The 21177-nt window shown below is 64.2% G+C and carries 19 protein-coding genes; 11 read left to right on the top strand and 8 right to left on the bottom strand.

The features are described 5' to 3' along the window. Nucleotides 1-115: 115 nt before the first annotated feature. Nucleotides 116-631 carry a ferritin gene (locus HK108_RS03010; RefSeq protein WP_139467206.1) on the top strand — a complete coding sequence of 172 codons (516 nt, stop codon included), beginning with the start codon at nt 116-118 and terminating at the stop codon, nt 629-631. Between the two features lie 147 nt (nt 632-778). On the opposite strand, the gene HK108_RS03005 is transcribed toward HK108_RS03010, so the two are convergent. Then, a complete protein-coding gene (locus HK108_RS03005; protein ID WP_181270493.1) occupies nt 779-1711 on the bottom strand; it encodes an AEC family transporter in 933 nt (310 codons plus the stop codon). A gap of 82 nt (nt 1712-1793) precedes the next feature. Between HK108_RS03005 and HK108_RS03000 the strand changes: the two genes are divergently transcribed. Next, nucleotides 1794-2264, top strand: coding sequence for an Hsp20/alpha crystallin family protein (locus HK108_RS03000; RefSeq protein WP_139467204.1), 471 nt, complete (start codon nt 1794-1796; stop codon nt 2262-2264). A gap of 113 nt (nt 2265-2377) precedes the next feature. Here the strand turns inward: HK108_RS03000 and HK108_RS02995 are convergent, their stop codons facing one another. Beyond that, a complete protein-coding gene (locus HK108_RS02995; RefSeq protein ID WP_172169460.1) occupies nt 2378-3112 on the bottom strand; it encodes a class I SAM-dependent methyltransferase in 735 nt (244 codons plus the stop codon). A 129-nt stretch (nt 3113-3241) separates the two neighbouring features. Between HK108_RS02995 and HK108_RS02990 the strand changes: the two genes are divergently transcribed. Further along, nucleotides 3242-4501 (top strand): aspartate aminotransferase type Ic, encoded by a 1260-nt coding sequence (locus tag HK108_RS02990; RefSeq protein ID WP_139908019.1) that lies wholly within the window; start codon nt 3242-3244, stop codon nt 4499-4501. 84 nt (nt 4502-4585) lie between these two features. Here the strand turns inward: HK108_RS02990 and HK108_RS02985 are convergent, their stop codons facing one another. Genes HK108_RS02985 through HK108_RS02975 form a run of 3 tightly spaced genes read right to left on the bottom strand, consistent with a single transcriptional unit; the run spans nt 4586 to nt 9391 of the window. Continuing rightward, nucleotides 4586-5440: a 3-hydroxybutyryl-CoA dehydrogenase gene (locus tag HK108_RS02985; RefSeq protein WP_139467201.1), complete on the bottom strand. Its 855-nt coding sequence runs from the start codon at nt 5438-5440 to the stop codon at nt 4586-4588. A gap of 50 nt (nt 5441-5490) precedes the next feature. After that, a complete protein-coding gene (locus HK108_RS02980; RefSeq protein ID WP_139467200.1) occupies nt 5491-5997 on the bottom strand; it encodes a peptide deformylase in 507 nt (168 codons plus the stop codon). After that, nucleotides 5990-9391: a pyruvate carboxylase gene (locus HK108_RS02975; protein WP_139467199.1), complete on the bottom strand. Its 3402-nt coding sequence runs from the start codon at nt 9389-9391 to the stop codon at nt 5990-5992. The genes HK108_RS02980 and HK108_RS02975 overlap by 8 nt, the downstream gene beginning before the upstream one ends. A 175-nt stretch (nt 9392-9566) precedes the next feature. On the opposite strand from HK108_RS02975, the gene HK108_RS02970 reads away from it, so the two are divergent. Beyond that, on the top strand, nt 9567-10412 hold the full coding sequence (locus tag HK108_RS02970; RefSeq protein ID WP_139908018.1) for a ParA family protein: 846 nt from the start codon (nt 9567-9569) through the stop codon (nt 10410-10412). Nucleotides 10413-10614: 202 nt separating this feature from the next. On the opposite strand, the gene HK108_RS02965 is transcribed toward HK108_RS02970, so the two are convergent. Together HK108_RS02965 and HK108_RS02960 are read right to left on the bottom strand one after the other, a co-directional pair. Then, entirely contained in the window at nt 10615-11196 is a 582-nt protein-coding gene (locus tag HK108_RS02965; RefSeq protein WP_101544153.1) for a MerR family transcriptional regulator, read from the bottom strand. Nucleotides 11197-11444: 248 nt separating this feature from the next. Further along, complete coding sequence (locus HK108_RS02960) at nt 11445-12197, bottom strand: lysophospholipid acyltransferase family protein (RefSeq protein WP_139467197.1); 753 nt, start codon at nt 12195-12197, stop codon at nt 11445-11447. Nucleotides 12198-12303: 106 nt separating this feature from the next. On the opposite strand from HK108_RS02960, the gene HK108_RS02955 reads away from it, so the two are divergent. The 3 genes from HK108_RS02955 to HK108_RS02945 are packed head-to-tail and all read left to right on the top strand — an operon-like array spanning nt 12304 to nt 15378. Next, nucleotides 12304-13092 carry an alpha/beta hydrolase gene (locus HK108_RS02955; protein ID WP_172169445.1) on the top strand — a complete coding sequence of 263 codons (789 nt, stop codon included), beginning with the start codon at nt 12304-12306 and terminating at the stop codon, nt 13090-13092. A gap of 28 nt (nt 13093-13120) precedes the next feature. Beyond that, complete coding sequence (locus tag HK108_RS02950) at nt 13121-13573, top strand: YiaA/YiaB family inner membrane protein (protein WP_181270492.1); 453 nt, start codon at nt 13121-13123, stop codon at nt 13571-13573. A 47-nt stretch (nt 13574-13620) separates the two neighbouring features. Then, on the top strand, nt 13621-15378 hold the full coding sequence (locus tag HK108_RS02945; RefSeq protein WP_181270491.1) for a DEDD exonuclease domain-containing protein: 1758 nt from the start codon (nt 13621-13623) through the stop codon (nt 15376-15378). On the opposite strand, the gene trpD is transcribed toward HK108_RS02945, so the two are convergent. Beyond that, entirely contained in the window at nt 15346-16467 is a 1122-nt protein-coding gene (gene trpD, locus HK108_RS02940; RefSeq protein ID WP_139467193.1) for an anthranilate phosphoribosyltransferase, read from the bottom strand. The genes HK108_RS02945 and trpD overlap by 33 nt on opposite strands. A gap of 179 nt (nt 16468-16646) precedes the next feature. On the opposite strand from trpD, the gene ctaE reads away from it, so the two are divergent. From ctaE to qcrB, 4 genes are read left to right on the top strand one after another with little or no spacing between them, the layout of a single operon-like run. Then, the gene (gene ctaE, locus HK108_RS02935) at nt 16647-17321 is read left to right on the top strand and encodes an aa3-type cytochrome oxidase subunit III (protein WP_172169436.1); all 675 of its coding nucleotides are present in this window, start codon (nt 16647-16649) and stop codon (nt 17319-17321) included. Nucleotides 17322-17378: 57 nt separating this feature from the next. Then, nucleotides 17379-18164 carry a cytochrome bc1 complex diheme cytochrome c subunit gene (gene qcrC / locus HK108_RS02930; protein ID WP_139467192.1) on the top strand — a complete coding sequence of 262 codons (786 nt, stop codon included), beginning with the start codon at nt 17379-17381 and terminating at the stop codon, nt 18162-18164. Nucleotides 18165-18213: 49 nt separating this feature from the next. After that, on the top strand, nt 18214-19257 hold the full coding sequence (gene qcrA / locus HK108_RS02925) for a cytochrome bc1 complex Rieske iron-sulfur subunit (RefSeq protein ID WP_139467191.1): 1044 nt from the start codon (nt 18214-18216) through the stop codon (nt 19255-19257). Then, nucleotides 19254-20879: a cytochrome bc1 complex cytochrome b subunit gene (qcrB, locus tag HK108_RS02920; protein ID WP_139467190.1), complete on the top strand. Its 1626-nt coding sequence runs from the start codon at nt 19254-19256 to the stop codon at nt 20877-20879. The genes qcrA and qcrB overlap by 4 nt, the downstream gene beginning before the upstream one ends. Nucleotides 20880-21177 lie beyond the last annotated feature (298 nt).

Genomic DNA, 21177 nt, shown 5'->3' with positions numbered 1-21177 from the left:
CATACCTGGGCAGAGTTTGCCGAGCCTTTCCACACTGGAACGGTTCTAGAAAAGGTGTCAGGATATTCTCTAAGCAGGCGGAACGGATCCGCCTCGAACCGCAAAGGAGTAAAAGATGCACCTGAGCCCCGCTATGCAGAAGGTCCTCAACGAGCAGGTCACCCTCGAACTCGAAGCCTCGTTGGTCTACCTCCAGCTCTCCATCCAGCTCGATGATCTCGATCTTCCCGGAATGACGCGCTGGATGCGCGCCCAGTCCGAAGAAGAGCAGGTTCACGCCGCCAAGTTCACCCAGCACTGCCTCGACCGCGGATTCGCCCCTCAGATCGGCGACATCGCCGCTCCGAAGGTCTCCGGTTCGCAGCCGATCGACTTCTTCAAGGCTGCACTGGCCCATGAGGAGAAGGTCTCGGAGTCCATCCGCAACATCTACCGCACCGCTCAGGACGAGGCCGACCTCGACGTCCTGCCGCTGCTCCACTGGTTCATCGACGAGCAGGTCGAGGAGGAGTCGAGCATCTCCGAGATCATCGGTCGCCTTGAGCGCGTCGGCAACGACGGTGCCGGCGTCCTGCGCATCGATTCCGAACTCGGCTCACGCCACCCTGATATCACCGCCGACAGCGAGTGAGAACTGCATGACCGCTCCGGCTCAGCGCTCCGAGCGAGCTCTATGAGTCGAGTGTGAACTCGAATCGAGTACTCAAGCGGCCGATCCCAGCACGGGATCGGCCGCTGACGTATGCAGGACCGAGGTTGCGGGGAGACCGGTCCGTCCTCAGCCGAGGACCGACTTGCCGATGAGCAGCACGACCGGCAGGGACACGAGCATGACGACGGTCTGACCGGCGATGAGTGCAGCCATGAGCTTCGCATCTCCCCCGAGCTGCCGGGCCATGACATAGCCCGAACTCGCCGTGGCGATCGACTGGAAGAGCAGCCCGACCAGCGCCGACACCGTCGGGACTGCCAAGAGAGACAGTGCGACGAGGGACAGCCCCGGCAGCACGATCAGCTTGACGATCGTTGAGACGATGATCGCCCGGGCATGGGCACGCATCGAGAACACCTGCAGACCGGCACCGACGCAGAGGAGCCCGATGGGCAGCGAGGCGGCCGCCAAGGGTTCGAGGACCGTGGCCGCCACGTCCGGCAGACCCAGACCGCTGACATTGGCCGCGGCTCCCGCGACGCAGCCGAGCACGAGAGGATTCGTCACGATCGCCTTGAACAGCGCGAGCAGCGAGCTCGGTCCGGTGCGCAGGAACTCGAAGCCGAGGCTCGAGATGACATTCACCGTGGGGACGAGGATCGCCGCGATGATCGCGGCCACGGCGCTGCCTTCGGAACCGAACAGGCTGCCCGCCAACGACAGGCCGATATAAGTGTTGAAGCGGATCCCGCCTTGGAGCACGGAGGTGAAGGCCGGAAGATCGCGGGCGATGACCCGGCGGGCGAGGACGATGCCCAGGGACACGATCACGGTGGGGATGACGAGAGCCGCTGCCAAGCGCGCGAGCGGGACATGGGCCACATCTACCTCGGCGACGGAGGTGAAGAGGAGCACCGGAAGGAGACAGTAGTACGCGAGCTTCTCCGTGCCCGACCAGAATTCCGGACTCCGAAATCCCGGCAGTCTCTTCAGCACGAGACCGAACGCGATGAGCGCCGTGACGGGAAGAAGGGCGAGGAGTATGGGAACCAGGCTCACAGACTGAGAATTTCATGAGTTTGGAATCATTTCAAAGTTGAGTGTGTTTGACTCAATGTAGGACCCGAACGAAAGGAAGCACATGGCTACACGTTTCGACCCCATCCGTGACCTCGACCGATTCTTCTCCGAGGTGACCCGCACTCCGAACGCCACCACCTTGCCGATGGACCTCTACCGCGACGGCGAAGTCTTCATCGCGCGCATCGATATGCCCGGAGTCGATCCGAGCAGCATCGATGTCGACGTCGAAGACCGCACGCTCACGGTTCGCGCTCGCCGCGAGTCCGAGGTCGCCGACAAGGACGTGAAGTGGCTGACCCGAGAACGCACCAACGGCACCTATGCCCGCCAGCTCACGCTCGGCAACCGGGTGGCGCTGGATCGTATCCGCGCCGACTACAGCGACGGTGTCCTCACGCTGACGATCCCCGTCGCCGAGGAGGCCCGCCCCCGGAAGATCTCCGTCTCCCATGCAGCCGGACAGACCTCCCCCGAGGTGGTTGAATCGTCTTCGTCCGACGAGCCCCGCTCCCCCGGCCTCGACAGCTGACACCGGCGCCGGATTCCGACGGAATCACGGTGGCCGAGGTTCGGACGCCGAGGCGTTCCCCGGTTGCCAACAGCGGGCCGCACCCTCATCGGGTGCGGCCCGCTTCGTGCGTTTCAGGCCCGTTCGAGGAGATACGCCAGGCACATATACGGCAGATCCACTGTGCCGGACACAGGATGCTCGACACTGAAGTACTCGCGCAGGTTCGCTTCGACTCGGGCTCGTGTCCTCTCGTTCGAGCGCAGCCAATACGACCGTGTGCGAGCGAGGTCGACGATTCCGTCGACGGCGAGCTCCGTGGTGAATTCGACGAGCCTGTGGTCGGTGAGAGCCAGACCGTTGCCGGGCTGAGGTCGGTACTGCGGTCGATAGACGTCGCCCGCGTGCATGATCCGGCTCAGGCGCAGCACCCAGTCGACGCGGACATCGAGTTGGTTGATGAGGATGAGCAGCCGGCCTCCCGGGCGAAGGATGCGCGCCACTTCGGCGGCTGCTTGCGCTTCGTCGAACCAATGCCAGGCCTGCGCGACAGTGACGAGGTCGAGGCTCTCTGCTTTCAGGCCGGTGTCCTCAGCGGTGCCGATCTTCGTGGGGGCAGGATTGCGTTCGAGTGCGGCTGTGTCGGGATCGACGGCGATGAGATCAGCACCGTGTGCGAGCAGCCGGCGGCTGAGGATTCCTGTTCCCGCACCGAGGTCGCATACGCGCAGACCGGACCATTGCGGCTCCCAACCGGTCAGCGCGAGGTCGAGGGCGGAGTCGGGATATCCGGGCCGCACCTCGTCATAGACTCCGGCCTGGGTGCCGAAACTGCGTCCGTGGGCGGCCTGCGCACGTGGTCGCACCATCTGAGTCTGCCTTTCATCGAATTGCCTGCGGTCGTCCGGGTCACCGCTGCAGACCACTCTAGCGCCGTCGACATTCGCCGAGTCGATAGGATGGAGTCAACGGCCCGTTCCCAGCCCTAAGGAGCCAGCATGTCCGCACCGTCCGACCTCTCGTCCAAACTGGACGAAGCCTCCGCCGCATACGAGGAATTCGCCTCGCGCGGTCTCGCGCTCGATATCACACGGGGCAAGCCGGCCCCGGAGCAGCTCGACCTCGCTGCCGATCTGCTCACTGCGGTCAGCGGCGACGACTTCCGCACTCCCGGTGGTGTCGATACCCGCAACTACGGCGGACTCGACGGACTCATCGAACTGCGGGAGATCTTCGCTCCGCTGCTCAAGGTTCCGGCCGATCAGCTGCTGGCCGGCGGCAATGCCTCGCTGACTTTCATGACCCAGGCGCTGACCTTCGCCCTCATGCACGGCACGGCCGTCGATGATCGCCCGTGGGGGCAGGGTCCGCATAAGCTGCTGTGTCCCGTGCCCGGTTACGACCGCCATTTCACCCTGGCCGAATCCCTCGGGTTCGAGCTGTTGACCATCCCGATGGATGACGAGGGCCCGATCATCTCCGAGGCGCAGCGTCTGGCCGAAGATCCGGCGGTCAAGGGCATGTGGCTGGTGCCGATGTATTCCAACCCGACCGGAATCACGGTCACCGAAGCGCGGGCACGGGAGCTGGCTGCCATGCCGACGGCGGCGCCCGACTTCACTCTGCTGTGGGACAACGCCTACGGGGTGCACCATCTGCGAGAGGACCATCCGGACAATCTCGACATCCTCTCCCTCTGCGCAGAGGCGGGTCATCCCGAACGCGCATGGGTCTTCGCCTCGACGTCGAAGATCACTCATGCCGGGGCCGGTGTGTCGTTCTTCGCCGGAGGCCCGGCCACGGTCGATTGGATGCGAGCGAACCTCGGGAAGGTCGCGATCGGCCCTGACAAGATCAACCAGCTGCGCCATGTCCGGTTCTTCTCCGACCCGGCCGGGGTCGAAGCACATATGCGCAAGCATGCCGAGATCGTCGCACCGAAGTTCGACGCGGTGCTCAAGGCGCTCGAGGACGGACTCGGAGCGGAAGAGCTGGCGCAGTGGACCTCCCCGGACGGCGGGTACTTCATCACTCTGACGACGATGGAGGGCATCGCCGATCGCGTCGTCAAACTCGCAGGGGAAGCCGGAGTGAAGCTGACTCCTGCCGGTGCCACACACCCGTACGGTCTCGACCCTGACAACAACATCATCCGCATCGCGCCGACGATGCCGACCCTCGATGAGGTCGAACTCGCCGCTCAGGGTCTCGTGGCGTGTGTGCGCCTGGCCAGCTATGAGAAGCTGCTCGCCGGCTGACACCCGAACGCTGCCTGCAGACAAAGACAGGTCCGCCCCGAACCGAAGGGTTCGGGGCGGACCTGTCTGTACCGGAGCGTCGGATCAGTATTCGTAGAATCCGCGTCCGGACTTCACACCGAGCAGGCCGGCATCGACCATGCGCGACAGCAGGATCGGAGGCTTGTTCGCCGGGTCACCGGTCTCCTCATACATGCTCTCTGCTGCATAGAGACAGGTGTCGAGACCGACGAGGTCGGCCAGCTTGATCGGTCCCATCGGATGGGCGCAGCCGCCGACCATTCCCGCGTCGATGTCCTCCTTCGTCGCGTGTCCGGCCTCGAGCATCCGGACCGCACTGAGCAGGTACGGGATGAGCAGGGCGTTGACGATGAAACCGGGGCGGTCATCGGCCTGGATCGGATTCTTCCCGAGCACATCGGCGACGAAGGACGTCACGGTGCTGCGGACATCCTCGGTGGTGAGCACCGAGGACACGATCTCGACGAGCGGCTGGACCGGTGCGGGGTTGAAGAAATGCACACCCAGCACGCGTTCGGGGCGCGAGGTCGCCTGCGCGAATCGGATGATCGGCATCGACGAGGTGTTCGAGGCCAGGATCGCTTCCGGGTCGGTGACGACCTGGTCGAGCTCGGCGAAGATCGACTTCTTGATGTCCTCGTTCTCACTGGCCGCCTCGATGACGAGCTGACGATCGGCGAGATCGCTGATATCGGTGGTGAACCGCAGTCGGCCGAGCGCCTCGTCACGGGCAGCGGCATCGAGTTTGCCCTTGTCCACTGCGCGAGCCAGGGACTTCTCGATGCGGGCACGACCGGCGGCCGAGGCCTCCTCGTTGATCTCGCGGACGATGACGTCGAGACCGGACTTTGCCAGCACCTCGGCGATTCCGGCTCCCATGAGTCCGCTGCCGATGACGGCGGTGCGCTGGATGCTCATAAACTTCTCCTTCTTGGTCTATATGGTCGGTCGGGTGCGAATGACTCGGCTCAGGGCATTCGGGCGAGGAACCAACCGGCCGAGCGGATGGCTTTCATGGCCTCCCGCCGGCGTTCCCCGGGCAGAGTCTGGATGTAGACCTGCCCGTCGAGGTGCCCCACCTCGTGTTGGAGCATCTGGGCGAAGACTTCCGTGCCTTCGATCTCGATCGGCTGATTCTTCGCATCCACCCCGCGTACCCGAGCGAATTCGTAGCGTGGGGTGGGGAAGAACAGCCCGGGAACGGAGAGGCAGCCTTCTTCGATATCTCGCAGCTGCCCGCCGAGCTCGACGATCTCCGGGTTGATGACATATCCCGTGCGACCGTCGAGGTCGTAGCCGAAGGCTCGCAGTCCGACCCCGATCTGCGGAGCGGCGACGGCCGCACGGCCCTCGGGCCGTGCGGTGTCGACGAGGTCGGCTGCCAGAGCTTCGACGTGATCATCGAAGACCATCACCGGTTCGCACTTGCTGCGGAGCACGGGGTCTCCCCACAGTCGGATCTCACGTTCAGGCATCGATCACCACGACGAGGTCTCCGCCTTCGAGCTGCTGGACATCGGCGATGGCCACACGGGAGACGGTTCCGGCCGTCTGCGTGGTGATCGTCGCTTCCATCTTCATCGCCTCGATGGTGGCCACGGTGTCGCCGACGGAGACCTTGTCGCCCTCGTGGACCTGCATGGTCACAACACCGGCGAACGGGCTGCCGACGTGTCCGCTGTTATTCGGATCGGCCTTCTCCGCAGTCTTGACTTCGCTTTCGACGGACCGGTCACGCACCTGCAGCGGACGCAGCTGCCCGTTGAGGGTGAACATGACCGAACGCATCCCGCGCTCGTCAGTGCCGCCGATGGCCTGGACGCCGATGAGCAGGTTCTTGCCCTTCGCCAGCTCGACGGCATGCTCTTCCCCACTGGTGAGGCCGTAGAGGTACTCGGAGGTCTCTACGACGGAGAGGTCGCCGTAGTTCGAGCGCATCGACTGGAATTCCTTCGTCGGCCCGGGGAACAGCAGCTCGTTGAGCTTGTCCTTCCGGTCCCGGCCCGGCGTCTGCAGTGCTTCGGCATCCGCCGGTTCGAGATGCTCGGTGAGCGGCTTGGCGGAACGGCCGGCGAGGGCCTTCGTGCGGAACGGCTCGGGCCATCCGCCCGGAGGGTCACCGAGGTCACCGTTGAGGAAGCCGATCACCGAATCGGGAATGTCGAACTTGTCGGGGTTCTCGGCGAACTCCTCCGGCGCAACTCCGGCGCCGACGAGATGGAGCGCCAGATCGCCGACGACCTTCGAGGACGGGGTGACCTTGACGAGGTGGCCGAGAATCGAATCGGCGGCCGCATACATGTGCTCGATGTCCTCGAACCGCTCCCCCAGGCCCAGTGCGACGGCCTGCTGGCGCAGGTTCGACAGCTGTCCGCCGGGGATCTCGTGACGGTAGACGCGGCCGGTCGGTCCGGCGAGCCCGGACTCGAAGGGTGCGTAGAGTTTGCGCACCGATTCCCAGTAGGGTTCGAGGTCGCTGACGGCGTCGAGGCTGATGCCGGTGTCGCGCTCGGTGTTCTCGAATGCGGCGACGAGCGCGGAGAGACTCGGCTGGCTGGTGGTTCCGGCCATGGCCGCCGAGGCGGCATCGACGGCATCGGCACCGGCGGCGGCAGCTGCATAGAGGGTGGCCAGCTGTCCGCCCGCGGTGTCGTGGGTGTGGACGTGGACGGGCAGGTCGAAGTTCTCCCGCAGAGCAGTCACGAGCTTGACCGTGGCGGCAGGGCGCAGCAGGCCGGCCATGTCCTTGATGGCGAGCACATGAGCTCCGGCGCCAACGATCTGTTCGGCCAAGCGCAGGTAGTAGTCGAGCGTGTAGAGCTCTTCCTTCGGATCGAGGATGTCCGAGGTGTAGCACAGGGCCACCTCGGCCAGTGCCGTGTTCGTTCCGCGCACGGCCTCGATCGCCGGACGCATCTGCTCGACGTCGTTGAGAGCGTCGAAGATGCGGAAGATGTCGATGCCCGTGCGGGCCGCCTCATCGACGAATGCGTCGGTAACCTCGGTCGGGTACGGGGTGTAGCCGACGGTGTTGCGTCCGCGCAGAAGCATCTGCAGGTTGATGTTGGGCACCGCGGTGCGCAGGGCTTCGAGACGTTCCCATGGATCCTCGCCGAGGAAGCGCAGCGCCACATCATAGGTCGCACCGCCCCAGGCCTCGATGCTCAGCAGCTCGGGTGTCATCCGGGAGACGTGCCCGGCCACGGCCAGCAGGTCTCGTGTGCGCACACGGGTGGCCAGCAGGGACTGGTGGGCGTCGCGGAATGTCGTATCCGTGACGGCCAGGGAGCTCTGCTCACGCAGGGCGCGGGCGAAGCCCTCCGGTCCGAGCTCGGCGAGACGGTCGCGGCTGCCCGCAGCGGGTGCTGCGGAGAGGTCGATGCTCGGGAGCTTGTCGCCCGGACGGATGCGCAGGCCCGGTTCGCCGTGGGGGCGGTTGACCGTGACATCGGCGAGGTAGTCGAGCAGCTTCGAGCCGCGGTCGGCGCTCACTCGAGCGTCGAAGAGCTGCGGGCGTTCTTCGATGAAGGACGTGGACAAGTCTCCGGCGACGAATGCGGGATCATCGAGGACGGCCTGCAGGAAGCCGATGTTCGACGATACGCCGCGGATGCGGAACTCAGCCAGGGCGCGTTTGGCACGGCCGACGGCCTGAGCGAAGTCGCGGCCGCGGCACGAGAGCTTCACGAGCATCGAGTCGAAGTGGGGGCTGACGGCAGCACCGGCGTGGACGGTTCCGCCGTCGAGGCGCACACCTGCACCACCGGCAGAGCGGTAGGCGGTGATCGTGCCGGTGTCGGGGCGGAACGAGTTCGCGGGATCCTCGGTGGTGATGCGGCACTGGAGTGCGGCGCCCTTGATCCGCATCTCGTCCTGGCGCAGGCCGATCTCTTCGAGGGTGGCCCCGGCGGCGATGCGCATCTGCGAGGCCACGATGTCGACGTCGGTGATCTCTTCAGTCACTGTGTGTTCGACCTGGACACGCGGGTTCATTTCGATGAACACGTGCTTGCCGGCGCGCGGCCCGTCGGTTTCGAGGAGGAATTCCACGGTGCCGGCGTTCTGGTAGCCCAGCGCCTTTGCGAACTTCAGGGCATCTGCGTGCAGGGCGGCCGCGATCTCGGGATCGAGGTTCGGGGCCGGAGCGATCTCCACGACCTTCTGGTGGCGGCGCTGCACGGAGCAGTCGCGTTCGAAGAGGTGGATGGCGTTCGAGTCGTTGTCGGCCAGCACCTGGACTTCGATGTGACGGGGGCGCTGCACCGCCTGCTCGATGAAGACCGTGGGATCGCCGAAGGCGCCTTCGGCTTCGCGCATCGCGGCCTTGAGAGCGTCTTCGAGGTCGGAGGCCTGAGCCACGCGACGCATTCCGCGACCACCGCCGCCGGCGACGGCCTTGACGAAGAGGGGGTATTCCATCGATTCGGCATCGGCGAGCAGCTGCGCGATATCGGCCGACGGACGTGTCGAGTCGAGGACGGGGATGCCCGCATTGCGTGCTGCCGCCAGCGCCTGGACCTTGTTTCCTGCCAGTTCGAGCACATCGGCCTTGGGGCCGATGAAAGTGATGCCCGCTTCGGCACAGGCTCGTGCCAGATCGGGGTTCTCAGAGAGGAAGCCGTATCCGGGGTAGATGGCGTCGGCGCCGCTCTCCTTCGCCACCCGCAGCATCTCTTCGACGCTGAGGTAGGCGCGGACGGGATGACCCTCCTCACCGATCATGTAGGCTTCGTCGGCCTTCATGCGATGTTCGGAGTTGCGGTCCTCATACGGGAAGACTGCGACGGTGGAGGCTCCGAGCTCATAGGCGGCACGGAACGCACGAACGGCGATCTCTCCGCGGTTGGCCACGAGGACTTTAGAGAACATAGGTGTCTCTCACTTCTGTATCGGCCGCACTGGGCGACTGGTCGACAAGCTGTCGGGAACATACTCTACAAGTGACCTGGAACACCTCTGCGCCCGGGGGTCGACTTTGGACTGAGACGTGAGTCTCGGCGTGGTCGGCACGGCTCGGCAGCCGCCGATACGTTAACGTAGGAGGGTGCTTGTCCTAAGTATCAGCAGCCTCAAAGGCGGAGTCGGTAAGACATCCGTGACGCTCGGTCTGGCCTCGGCGGCCTACAACAGGGGGATTCCCACCCTGGTCGTCGACATGGACCCGCAGGCGGACTCGTCGACCGGCCTCGATGTGCCGACCTCGACGCGTGTCGACATCGCCGATGTGCTCGCTGCTCCGAAGTCCCAGAAGATCCTGTCCGAGGCGATCATCCCCTCCGGGTGGGTCGGTGACAGGCTCGGCCACCTCGATGTGATCTCAGGATCTCCGCGTGCCGCGGAATTCGATCGGCCTTCGCTGTCCGAGCGCTATCTGCGCCGGCTGGAAGATGCCCTGACTCGCATCGCGAAAGGCTACCGACTCGTCCTCATCGACTGTCCGCCCAGCCTCAACGGTCTCACCCGTACGGCGTGGACAGCGAGCAACCGAGTCGCGGTCGTCACCGAGCCCAGCCTGTTCTCTGTTGCGGCTGCCGACCGTGCCCTGCGGGCGACGGACGAGCTGCGGCAGCGTGGTGCCTCCGATCTGCAGCCACTCGGCCTGGTCGTCAATCGGGTACGTGCCGGTTCGACCGAACATGACTATCGCATCCAGGAGATGCGTGAGATGTTCGGTCCTCTCGTCCTCAATCCGCCCTTGGCCGAACGGGCCGTCATGCAGCAGGCTCAGGGATCGGCGCGTCCGATCCACTCCTGGCCGGGCAAACCCGCCGAAGAAGTCGCCGGCTCGTTCGACGCTCTTCTCGAACGAGCACTGCGCTCGGAGAACATCCGCGGACGACGCGGTGCCGCCCCGGCGAAGAACGGCGCTCAGCAGCCCGAGCAGAAGTGAACGACTAGCTGCCCCCGCTCCCCCACCAACACGTCGACTGCCGTCGCGAACTCAGGTTCGCGACGGCAGTTCTCTGTTCCCGGGCGCCTCGGACACATTCGAGGCGCCCGGCGCCTCACCTTTCCGTTCCATACGACGACCGAGGCGGTCCGCTCGAACTGAGCGGACCGCCTCGGTGGTGGTGTGAGTACTCTGTCGGCTGTCAGCCGGACTTGCGTGCGCGACGGGCGGCGAGCTCATCCATGGCTTCGAGGGCCGCGTCGTCTTCTGGGACTCGTTCGCTCGGGAACTCGGACAGCGAACCTTCGACTTCGTTCCAGACGCGGCCGACGGCGATGCCGAAGACGCCCTGCCCTCCCTGGAGGAGGTCGACGACCTCATCAGGTGAGGTGCATTCGAAGACGCTGGCGCCATCGGACATGAGGGTGATCTGTGAGAGATCGTCGACGCCGCGGGAACGCAGGTGCTCAACCGCGGTGCGGATCGACTGCAGTCCGACGCCGGTGTCGAGAAGTCGCTTGACGATCTTGAGGACGAGGATGTCCCGGAAGCTGTAGAGCCGCTGGCTGCCGGATCCGGTCGCATTGCGGATCGACGGGGTCACCAGATCGGTGCGCGCCCAGTAATCGAGGCGACGGTAGCTGATGCCGACGACCTTGCAGACGGTGGGACCGCGGTAGCCGGCCTCTTCATCGAGTACGGGCAGATCATCATCGAACAGCAGCCCTTGGGCTGCTGACGGCATCGGCGTCATGTCGACGCTTTCATGACTTGAGCGGTTCACACCGACTCCTCCTTAAAGTCCCTGGGGGAAGCGAAGGTCGCTTGGAAGGACCGAGAACATAGTCATTCTAGCTCTCTTCCCAGCGAACCTACAGTGGGATTCAACAACTCCAAGTTATTCTGCCGTCCCCGCCAGGACAAACATCTCGAGGTAACAATTTCCGCGTGTCGCCGTTACCGCAGTATTCGAACATGTCACATGGATGTCATTCAGGCGACCCGGAGCGGAAGGAGCCGGGGCCGAAGGGCCTAGTTCGACGGGCTTTCGCCGTCTGATTTCGATTCATCCCGGTTCGGAGGATCCGTCTTCTTCGGCTTGGCGCTCGTCAGCAGCTTGGTTTTGACCGTCGACGCATAGCTGTCAACGTATTCCTGTCCGGACAGGCGCATGATCTCGTACATGATCTCGTCGGTGACCGACCGCAGCATGAAACGGTCGACAGGAAGACCCGAATACTTCGAGAAGTCCATCGGTGCGCCGAAGACGACTCCGACACGCCGGAGCTTGGGAACGAGGCGACCGGCAGGCTGCAGCTTGTCCGTGCCGATGATCGCCACTGGAACCACAGGCGCGCCGGACTCGAGGACGAGACGCGCAATGCCAGTGCGTCCGCGATAGAGCTTCCCGTCGGGCGAGCGAGTGCCTTCGGGATAGATGCCCAGCGAGTTTCCCTCACGGAGAACCTTCAGACCCGATTCGAGCGACGCCTGAGATCCCGATCCGCCGCCGCGGTCCATGGGCAGCTGATTGTTGAGCTTGAAGAACCACCGTGTCACCGCACCCTTGATTCCGCGACCGGTGAAGTAGTCCTTCTTCGCCAGATAGACGACGGGACGCGGAGCGAGCAGCGGAACGAAGATCGAGTCCATGAAGTGGTTGTGATTTCCTGCGATGATCGCCGGGCCCTCGGACGGCAGATTGTCCAGGCCCCGTACCCACGGACGGAAGAGGATCCGCAGGATGGGTCCGGCGAGGACTCGCTTGAGAAACCAGTAGAACACGCGCACCCTTCCGACTACGACTCTTTGTCGTCCTCGGCAATCATATATCGACACGAACGGTGAACAGCGAAGTCCGTCTCGGACTCATCCGTGCCATGCTGGGAGCATGGAGATCGATTTCACACTCGGAGCGGACCCGACGGCCGCCTATCGCAGCCTCGACAACGGTTCAGCCTCCGCGGTTCTCTTCCTGCACGGACTCACCGGTTCGCCCGTCTCCTGGGTCCCGATCGCCCGCGCGATCGCAGCGGAGGGCGTCGACGTCAGCGTCCCCCAGCTGCCCGGACACGGCACCTCATGGCAGGACATGGACTCCACTGGATGGTCCGACTGGCTCGGCGAGGCGCGCACCGAGCTGGGTCGGCTGCAGGCCGACCACGAGCGTGTCGTCGTCGCCGGCCTGTCGATGGGTGGAGCCCTTGCACTCGCCCTGGCGGCGGCAGAGGGTGCGCCCGACGAGATCGTCGTGGTCAATCCTGCCCTCTACATCGACTCTCCCTTCGCTCCCCTGCTGCCAGTGCTCAGGCACGTCGTGCGCACGATTCCGTCGATCGGCGGCGACATCGCCCACCCGGACCGCGACGAGTACGCCTACGAACGGACGCCGGTGGCTCCCCTGGCCACGTTCCATCGTGCGCTGCGAACCCTGCGCGACGATCTGTGGAAAGTCACCCGCCCCGTCACTGCCATGGTCTCCGGTGAGGACAACGTCGTGAGTCCGCGGACGCTGCGTGCGCTGCGATCGAACCTTCCGCACCCGCCGAGGATCGTCGCCCTGCGCCGATCTCGCCATGTGGCGACCCTCGACTTCGACGCGAACACCATCGCAGAGGCGGTCCTGCAGGCGGTCTCCACCGAAACGACCGTGCCACGGCAGTCCGAGACCGGGGAATAGCTGGGGCCACGGAATTGCTGAGTCAGGTATGAACGACGACGGCACCGCTTCGACTCCCGACGACGAGGGCCGGGAGGACTGGCGAGGGGAGGTTCCCGATCCGGAGCGGATCGGGCACGACCGATCGCGCATCAGTGACGAGGAATGGGACGACCTCGTCCGGCGGATCGCCGAACCCTCGGCGACGACGGGTGATATGCCCGCCGAGGATGTTCGCGACGCCCTCGAGGACACCGAGCATTGGGAGCGCGAACCGGCGGAGCCGATCGGGTGGCGCACCGCTTCGCCCACTCTCGTGCTGTCCTGGGCCGCGGCTCTCGGCGCGGTCGTGCTGCTGCTCATCGGCGTGATCTTCTTCCGACCGCTGCCCGGGTGGTACCTGCTCATCGGCCTGGCCGTCGGCATCGGCGGCGCGGTCGGTCTGTTCTTCCACCTGCCGAGCCATCGTTCCGCCGACGACGGCGACGGATCCTCGGTGTGAGCGATGCTGGCCGCTTCGTGTCAGCGACACCTGAGAGACTGGACATCATGACCGTCCCGTTCGACCGCGCGCCCAGCGCACTGCACAACACTCAGCTGTCATTCGACAGCCTCGGAACTCCCCTGTCCGACGTCACCTTCGTCATCGTCGACCTCGAAACGACGGGCACCCGAGCCGGGCAATCGGAGATCACCGAAATCGGCGCGGTCAAGACTCTCGGCGGCGAGGTCATCGGCGAGTTCCAGACCCTGGTCAAACCGGAACACTCCGTGATCAGCCCATTCGTCGCCCGGCTCACCGGCATCACTCATGCGATGGTCGATGACGCACCTCCGATCAGCTCGGTTCTGCCGAGCTTCCTGGAATTCTCCGTCGGTGCGGTGCTGGTCGCACACAATGCGCCCTTCGACATCGGATTCCTCCGCTCGGCCTGCGAACGTCTCGACTACCATTGGCCGGCGCCCACAGTCCTCGATACCGTCACGCTGGCCCGACGCGTCGTCGGCCGCGACGAAGTGCGCAACCACAAACTCTCGACGCTCGCCGCTCATTTCGGCACCCAGGTCGAGCCCGATCACCGTGCGCTCTCCGATGCGCGAGCGACCGGCGAGCTCCTCCACCATCTGTTCGAACGCTTCGGAGGCTACGGAGTGACGACGCTGGAGGAGCTGTCGACCGTCAGGCAGTCAGGGTGGGCGAAGCGTCAGGCCAAATCCCACCTGGCCAAGGGCGTTCCCGCGGAGCCCGGCGTCTACATGTTCCTCGACGGCACTCGCCGTGTGCTCTACATCGGCAAGTCCGGAAATATGGCCAGGCGAGTGCGCGGGTACTTCAACGCCTCGGAGAACCGTGGCCGCATGGCCGAGATGATCACTGCGGCACAAGAGGTCAGCTGCCTGCCCTGCGCCCATGCGCTGGAAGCCGAAGTCCGCGAGATCCGCCTCATCGGAGAGTTGGCGCCGCCTTACAACCGACGGTCGAAGAACCCGGAACGCAATTCCTGGATCGTCCTCAGCGATGAGCTCTTCCCCCGACTGTCGGTGGTCCGGGCGAACTCGGCTCTCGAACGCTCCCCCGCTCCACCGCTGGGACCGTTCCGTTCACGGAAGTCGGCACAGGCCGTCAAGGAACTCCTCGACACCCTCTACCCCGTCAAGAGGTGCACGGCAGCGATCACGCAGCGCAGCCTCGGCGAACATCGTCCCTGTGTGAGTGCACAGGTCGGTCAATGCGGCGGTCCCTGCGCTGGGATCACCGATGTCGATGACTACCAGAGCTCGATCCGCGAGCTCTTCGCTCTGCTCGATGGGGACCTGTCCTCACTGCAGCGCTTGGCCGCTGAACGCATGCAGCGACTGTCAGGAGAGGCCCGATTCGAAACGGCCGCCGAGGTCCGTGACTCAATGCGCTCGGCAGTGTCCATCGCGGCGCGAGCCGAACAGGTCACGGCATTACGGAGAGTTCCCGAACTGATTGCGGCGGCCCCCGGTTTCGACTCCGGCTGGGACCTGGCGATCATCCGCCACGGGAAACTCGCCGGCGCCGGCCATGTGTCGACCAGGCAAGCCATGGGAGATTCTCTGTCGGCCCTGAGTTCGACGGCCGAATGGGTCCCTGCCCCCGGAGCGCTGCCGCAGGAGACCGACTCGCTCCCGGAGGAGTCGCGTCTGCTGGCCGGCTGGCTGGAGACCGCCGAGCTCGTCTCTGTGACGCACGCAGGCGATCATGGCTGGTCGCTGCCCCGTCAGGGAGCGACCAGCCATGTACAGAGCTCAGGAGCGGTTCGACTCAGCGACTCTGTGTGAGACGTCGATGAGCTGTTGGAGCTTGTCCGCGCCGCCCCCGTTGTCGATCGTCGCCACCGCAGTTTCGAGTTTGAGGGCCAAGCGCTCCGTGAAGGTGCCCACAGCCGACTCGTCGGCGGCGACGAGCGCCGCTGCGGCGTTGATGGCCACGATGTCGCGCACGGCCGATCGTTCACCGTCGAGGACCGCGCGCGTGATGGCCGCGTTCTCATTCGGGCCGCCGCCGCGCAGATCGTCCTTCGTCGCCCGCTCGATGCCGAGGTCGAGGGCGTCGAACGTCGTGTGTTCGATCTCGCCGTGACGGACTTCCCACACATCGTTGACGTCGGTGTTGCTCAGCTCGTCGAGACCGTCGCGTGACCGGAAGACCACGGCCTGGTGCCCGCGTTTGGCCAGCGTGCCGACGACGAGCGGGGCCATCTGGGCATCGGCGACGCCGATGGCCGTATGCCTGGCTCGAGCCGGGTTCGTCAGGGGGCCGAGGATGTTGAACGCGGTGGGAACGTTGATCTGGCGCCGCACTGCAGAGACGAACTGCATCGACGGATGGAACACGTTGGCGAAGCAGAAGGCCAGTCCGACCTCTTGGGCGATCTGACCGGTCTGTTCGGGTGTGATGTCGAACCGCACGCCGAGGGCTTCGAGCACATCGGCCGATCCCGACGCCGAGGATGTCGCGCGGTTTCCGTGCTTGACGACCCGCTGTCCGGTGGCGGAGATGATCATGGCCGCGGTCGAGGAGATGTTCGCCGTCTTCGCGCGGTCGCCTCCGGTGCCGACGATGTCGACGGAATCTTCCAGTCCTGGCAGGGGAACGGCATGATCCATCATGGCCGCCACGAGGCCGGCGATCTCCTCGACCGTCTCGCCCTTCGTATGGTGTGCGGCGAGAAATGCGGCCATTGTCACATCCGGAGTCTTGCCCGACATGATCTGATCCATCGCCCAAGCCGCCTGGTCTCCATCGAGGTCCTGCTGGTGCATGAGAGCCATGAGCAAGTCGGGCCAGTTCTCAGCGGCCGCCGGAACCGTGGTGCGGGCCCCGGAAGCCTGAGCTGCCGGGGTGGTCTTGGGCGTCGAATCGGTCATCCGTCTGAACTCTCACTAGGGGCTGCCGCCGCCCCGAAGCTCAGGGCGGACCTTACCTGCGGCATACTATCGCGACTTCGACACGCGGGCGGAAGCGGCATCCGAAACGAGATTTCGGCACCAGATCGCGGTTTTTGCTACGTCGTGTAGAAATTTCTTTCTCGAAACCTGGGTAAAAGATGAAAACTCACCCCGAGACGGGTAATAATGGGGTTGTGTCAACTGCCACTGCATCTCAAACAGCGCCAGCACATCCGGTTGTCAATCGTCCGAATGTGACCACGGTGGGCTTCATCGTGTTCCTCGCGAGCGACCTGATGTTCTTTGCCGCGCTCTTCGCCATGTACTTCACCGTCCGGTCCGTTGTTCCGGAGCTGTGGGAGGCGAGGACCCAGATCCTCGACATCCCCTACGCTCTCGGCAACACGTTGATCCTGGTGTCGTCTTCGTTCACCTGCCAGATCGGTGTGTTCGCTGCCGAGCGGTTCCGTCCCCGGCGGACCGGGTCGCTGTTCAACATCGCCAAATGGGGAATGGTCGAGTGGTTCTACCTCACCTTCGCCTTGGGCGCGATCTTCGTCTCCGGTCAGGTCATGGAGTACGCGACCCTCGTCAGCGAGGGCATCTCGATCAGCTCCGACGGCTACGGTTCCGTCTTCTACCTGACCACGGGCTTCCACGGCATTCACGTGACCATCGGACTCATCTGCTTCCTGCTCGTCATCGGACGCGCCTACGGAGCGAAGAAGTTCGGTCACCATGAAGCCACATTCGCAATCTGCGTGTCCTACTACTGGCACTTCGTCGATGTCGTCTGGATCGGTCTGTTCGGCGTCATCTACCTGCTCCAGTAGCCGGCCCGAGATGCTCGGCCCCCAGGACTCACAACACTTCAAGCAAAGGACGATCAAGTGAAGCTTCTAGCAGATCGCCGCAGACATCCCATGGCGCTGGTCGCGCTTCTTCTCGTGGGACTGCTGCTGACCGGCGGAGCCTATGCACTCTTCACGCAGACTTCGAGCGCCAAGGCGGACACAGCCAGCGCCTCTGATATCGAAGAAGGCAAGAAACTCTTCGCGGCAAACTGTGCCACCTGTCACGGCATGAACGCCGAAGGTTCGAAGGCCGGTCCCGGCCTCATCGGCGTCGGCGCCGCTGCAGTGGACTTCCAGGTCGGCACCGGACGCATGCCGCTGCAGGCCAACGGCCCGCAGGCTCGCGTCAAGGAACCGCAGTTCGACGAAGAGCAGACCGCTCAGCTCGCTGCCTACGTCGCTTCGCTCGGCCCCGGGCCGGCAGTTCCCGAAGACGAGTACCTCGATGCTTCGAAGGGTGATCCCGCTGCCGGCGGCGGTCTGTTCCGCACCAACTGCGCCATGTGCCACAACGTGGTCGGCTCCGGTGGTGCGCTGACCCGCGGCAAGTACGCACCGAACCTGTCCGAAGTCTCCGAGAAGCACCTCTACGAAGCGATGCAGACCGGCCCCCAGAACATGCCGATCTTCAACGACGCGAACCTGACTCCCGAAGACAAGCGCGATGTCATCGCCTACGTCAAGGAAGTCTCGGACAACCCCTCCCCCGGCGGCTTCAAGCTCGGTTCGCTGGGCCCAGTGGCAGAGGGCCTGTTCATCTGGTTCTTCGGACTTGCTGCCGTCATCGGTCTGACAGTGTGGCTGTCATCCAGGGCCAAGTGAGTCTGACAGTGTCGTTCACCATCAATTACGAGAATAGACGGGGAATTCAATGACCTCGAAAGAGCACTCCGGCGGCGGCAGCCAGCTCGAGGAGTTGAACGGGTTCACGAACCCAGGTCTGCCCGAGCACAAACCGCGCCTGGCCGACTCGGACCCACGCGCCGAGAAGGTCGCCGAACGACAGGTAGCCGCCTGGTTCATCCTCTCGATGATCGGAACCATCTGGTTCATCGTGGCGTACTTCCTGTTCACCCCGGGCGAATCGATGCAGAGCATCCGCCTTCACAACATGTTCGTCGGCCTCGGTGCCGCTGTCGCGATGTTCTCCATCGGCTTCGGTGCAGTGCTCTGGGCCAAGAACCTCATGAGCGATCACGAGGGCATCGACGAACGCCATGACATCGGCGGCAGCGAAGAGGATCAGGCGATTGCGCTCGAGATCCTCCACCAGGCCAAGGAAGAGTCGGGCATCGCCCGTCGTCCTCTGCTGCGCAATACGCTCATCGCCGCTCTGGCGATCGCCCCGCTGCCGGCAGTTCTCGTCTTCCGCGACCTCGGTCCGCTGCCGGGCGACAAGATGTTCAACACGCTCTGGCAGAAGGGCACTCGCCTCATCCGCGACGTCGGCGGAATCCCCTCGGTGGATTCCGAACGTCCGATCAAGGCCGACGAAGTCACCATCGGCTCGGCCTACCATGTCCTGCCTTCGGGCATCGGCGACGAGGAGGCCAGCGAGCACCCGCTGAACGAGAAGGCCAAGGCGGCCGTGCTTCTCATGCGCATCGATCCCAAGGAACTCAAAGAGGATCCGGATCGCAAGGACTGGTCGCACGACGGAATCGTCGCCTACTCGAAGATCTGCACCCACGTCGGCTGCCCCGTCGCACTGTACGAGCACCAGACACACCACCTGCTGTGCCCCTGCCACCAGTCGACCTTCGACGTGACGGAACACTGCAAGGTCATCTTCGGCCCGGCCAAACGACCGCTTCCTCAGCTACCCATCACCGTGGACAGCGAAGGCTACCTGGTTGCCCAGTCGGACTTCCCTGAGCCTGTCGGACCTACGTTCTGGGAGATCAACCACCCATGAGTACTACACAGCCAACCACCACCATCGGGAAGGCGGCGAACTTCGCCGAAACCCGCGTCGGGGCATCTGTCCTCGTGCGCGAGTTCGGTCGCAAGATCTTCCCCTCCCACTGGTCGTTCATGCTCGGCGAGGTTGCTCTCTACAGCTTCATCATCGTCGTTCTGTCCGGAACGTTCCTCACGTTCTTCTTCCAGCCGGCCATGGGCGAACTGCACTACGACGGACCCTGGCTGCCGCTGCGCGGCGTCGAGATCTCCGAAGCCTATGATTCGACACTCGCGATCTCCCTGGAGATCCGCGGCGGTCTGTTCATCCGACAGATGCACCACTGGGGCGCGCTGCTCTTCGTCGCCGCATTGAGCGTCCACATGCTCCGCGTGTTCTTCACCGGTGCCTTCCGCCGTCCGCGTGAGCTCAACTGGGTCGTCGGTGTTCTGCTCGTCATCATGGGCATGGCGGCCGGCTTCACCGGCTACTCGCTCCCCGATGATCTGCTCTCGGGCAACGGACTGCGAATCATCGACGGCATCCTGAAGTCGCTGCCGCTCGTCGGAACCTATATCTCGTTCTTCCTCTTCGGTGGAGAGTTCCCGGGCATCGACATCGTGGCCCGCCTCTACACCCTGCACATCATGATCGTGCCGGCTCTGCTCATCGCACTCATCGGCATCCACCTCATGTTCGTCGTCGTGCACAAGCACACCCAGTACCCTGGTGCCGGAAACACCGAGAAGAACGTCGTCGGAGAACCTGTTCTGCCGACCTTCGCAGCCAAGGGCGGAGGATTCTTCTTCCTCATCTTCGGTCTGCTCTCGCTCATCTCGGCGCTGTTCACGATCAACCCGATCTGGAACTACGGTCCGTATGACCCCTCCCCGGTCTCGGCCGGTACCCAGCCTGACTGGTACATCGGTTGGGCCGATGGGTTCCTCCGCATCGTCCCGGGCTGGTTCGAGTTCTACATCTTCGGATGGCCGATCTCGTTCAACATCAACAGCGCCGTGATCGTCATGGGCGGCGTGTTCGCTGTCATGTTCATCTACCCGTTCTTCGAGGCGTGGCTGCAGAAGGACCATCGTGAGCACCACATCCTCGATCGTCCGCGCAACAACCCGACTCGTACCGCCATCGGCGTTGCAGGAATCATCTTCTACTGCAACATGTGGGCGGCTGCATCGGGTGACATCATCGCAGTGTTCTTCCAGATGTCGCTCAACGACATGATCTACATCTTCCGATTCCTGTTCTTCTTCGGACCGATCATCGGTTACATCATCACCAAGCGCATGTGCCTCGCGCTTCAGCGCAAGGACCGTGAAATCGCTCTGCACGGACGGGAGACGGCCCATATCATCCGTCTGCCCCACGGTGAGTTCCTCGAACGTCACGAGGCTCTTCCCCCGCACAAGCTGTGGAAGATCACCGCGTTCGAGTCGCCGGCCTACGTACCGGCCGAGCCGAATGCCGAGGGCAAGATCACGGGGATGGAGAAGCTGCGTGCACGTCTGTCTCGCTTCTTCTTCGAAGATCGTGTGGCCCCGGTGACGAAGCAGGAGCTCGAAGCTTCGCACCACGACCATGACGCTGTCGAGGGTTCGAACAACAAGGAACTCGGACACTGACAGGTCCGACACACCTGATACGAGGGGCTCAGCAGTTCAACTGCTGAGCCCCTCGCTCCATTCACAGAAGAGGCGGTCACTCGTCACTCTCCGTCGCGTACTCCGTTCTCCGCCTCCTGATGTGGATATCTGCACCTGACCCTGTCGGTCTCAGCAACTGCTGGCCAGGGGCAGTACCACCTGGATTGAGCCGCTTCCGCCTCGATCGGAATAGTCCCGTGTCGGTCCGATCTGGTTCTCCGCGAATCGGAACACCCGCCGTAGGCTATGAGAGCCACGTCCTGCGTCTCAAAATGCT

Origin of the sequence: Brevibacterium sediminis (assembly GCF_013623905.1) — a bacterium.
In the GTDB taxonomy this organism is placed as follows: domain Bacteria; phylum Actinomycetota; class Actinomycetes; order Actinomycetales; family Brevibacteriaceae; genus Brevibacterium; species Brevibacterium sediminis.
Note: the sequence above shows the minus strand (reverse complement) of the source record. Positions and strands in the feature narration are given on the sequence as shown.

Bases quoted from the DNA above. Each gene is read 5' to 3' on its own strand.
- trpD (WP_139467193.1), bottom strand. From the start codon at position 16,467: ATGACCGATTCGACGCCCAAGACCACCCCGGCAGCTCAGGCTTCCGGG.
- HK108_RS03000 (WP_139467204.1), top strand. From the start codon at position 1,794: ATGGCTACACGTTTCGACCCCATCCGTGACCTCGACCGATTCTTCTCC.
- ctaE (WP_172169436.1), top strand. From the start codon at position 16,647: ATGAAAACTCACCCCGAGACGGGTAATAATGGGGTTGTGTCAACTGCC.
- qcrB (WP_139467190.1), top strand. From the start codon at position 19,254: ATGAGTACTACACAGCCAACCACCACCATCGGGAAGGCGGCGAACTTC.
- HK108_RS03010 (WP_139467206.1), top strand. From the start codon at position 116: ATGCACCTGAGCCCCGCTATGCAGAAGGTCCTCAACGAGCAGGTCACC.
- HK108_RS02975 (WP_139467199.1), bottom strand. From the start codon at position 9,391: ATGTTCTCTAAAGTCCTCGTGGCCAACCGCGGAGAGATCGCCGTTCGT.
- HK108_RS02990 (WP_139908019.1), top strand. From the start codon at position 3,242: ATGTCCGCACCGTCCGACCTCTCGTCCAAACTGGACGAAGCCTCCGCC.
- qcrA (WP_139467191.1), top strand. From the start codon at position 18,214: ATGACCTCGAAAGAGCACTCCGGCGGCGGCAGCCAGCTCGAGGAGTTG.
- HK108_RS02980 (WP_139467200.1), bottom strand. From the start codon at position 5,997: ATGCCTGAACGTGAGATCCGACTGTGGGGAGACCCCGTGCTCCGCAGC.
- HK108_RS02955 (WP_172169445.1), top strand. From the start codon at position 12,304: ATGGAGATCGATTTCACACTCGGAGCGGACCCGACGGCCGCCTATCGC.
- HK108_RS02995 (WP_172169460.1), bottom strand. From the start codon at position 3,112: ATGGTGCGACCACGTGCGCAGGCCGCCCACGGACGCAGTTTCGGCACC.
- HK108_RS02950 (WP_181270492.1), top strand. From the start codon at position 13,121: ATGAACGACGACGGCACCGCTTCGACTCCCGACGACGAGGGCCGGGAG.
- HK108_RS02945 (WP_181270491.1), top strand. From the start codon at position 13,621: ATGACCGTCCCGTTCGACCGCGCGCCCAGCGCACTGCACAACACTCAG.
- HK108_RS02985 (WP_139467201.1), bottom strand. From the start codon at position 5,440: ATGAGCATCCAGCGCACCGCCGTCATCGGCAGCGGACTCATGGGAGCC.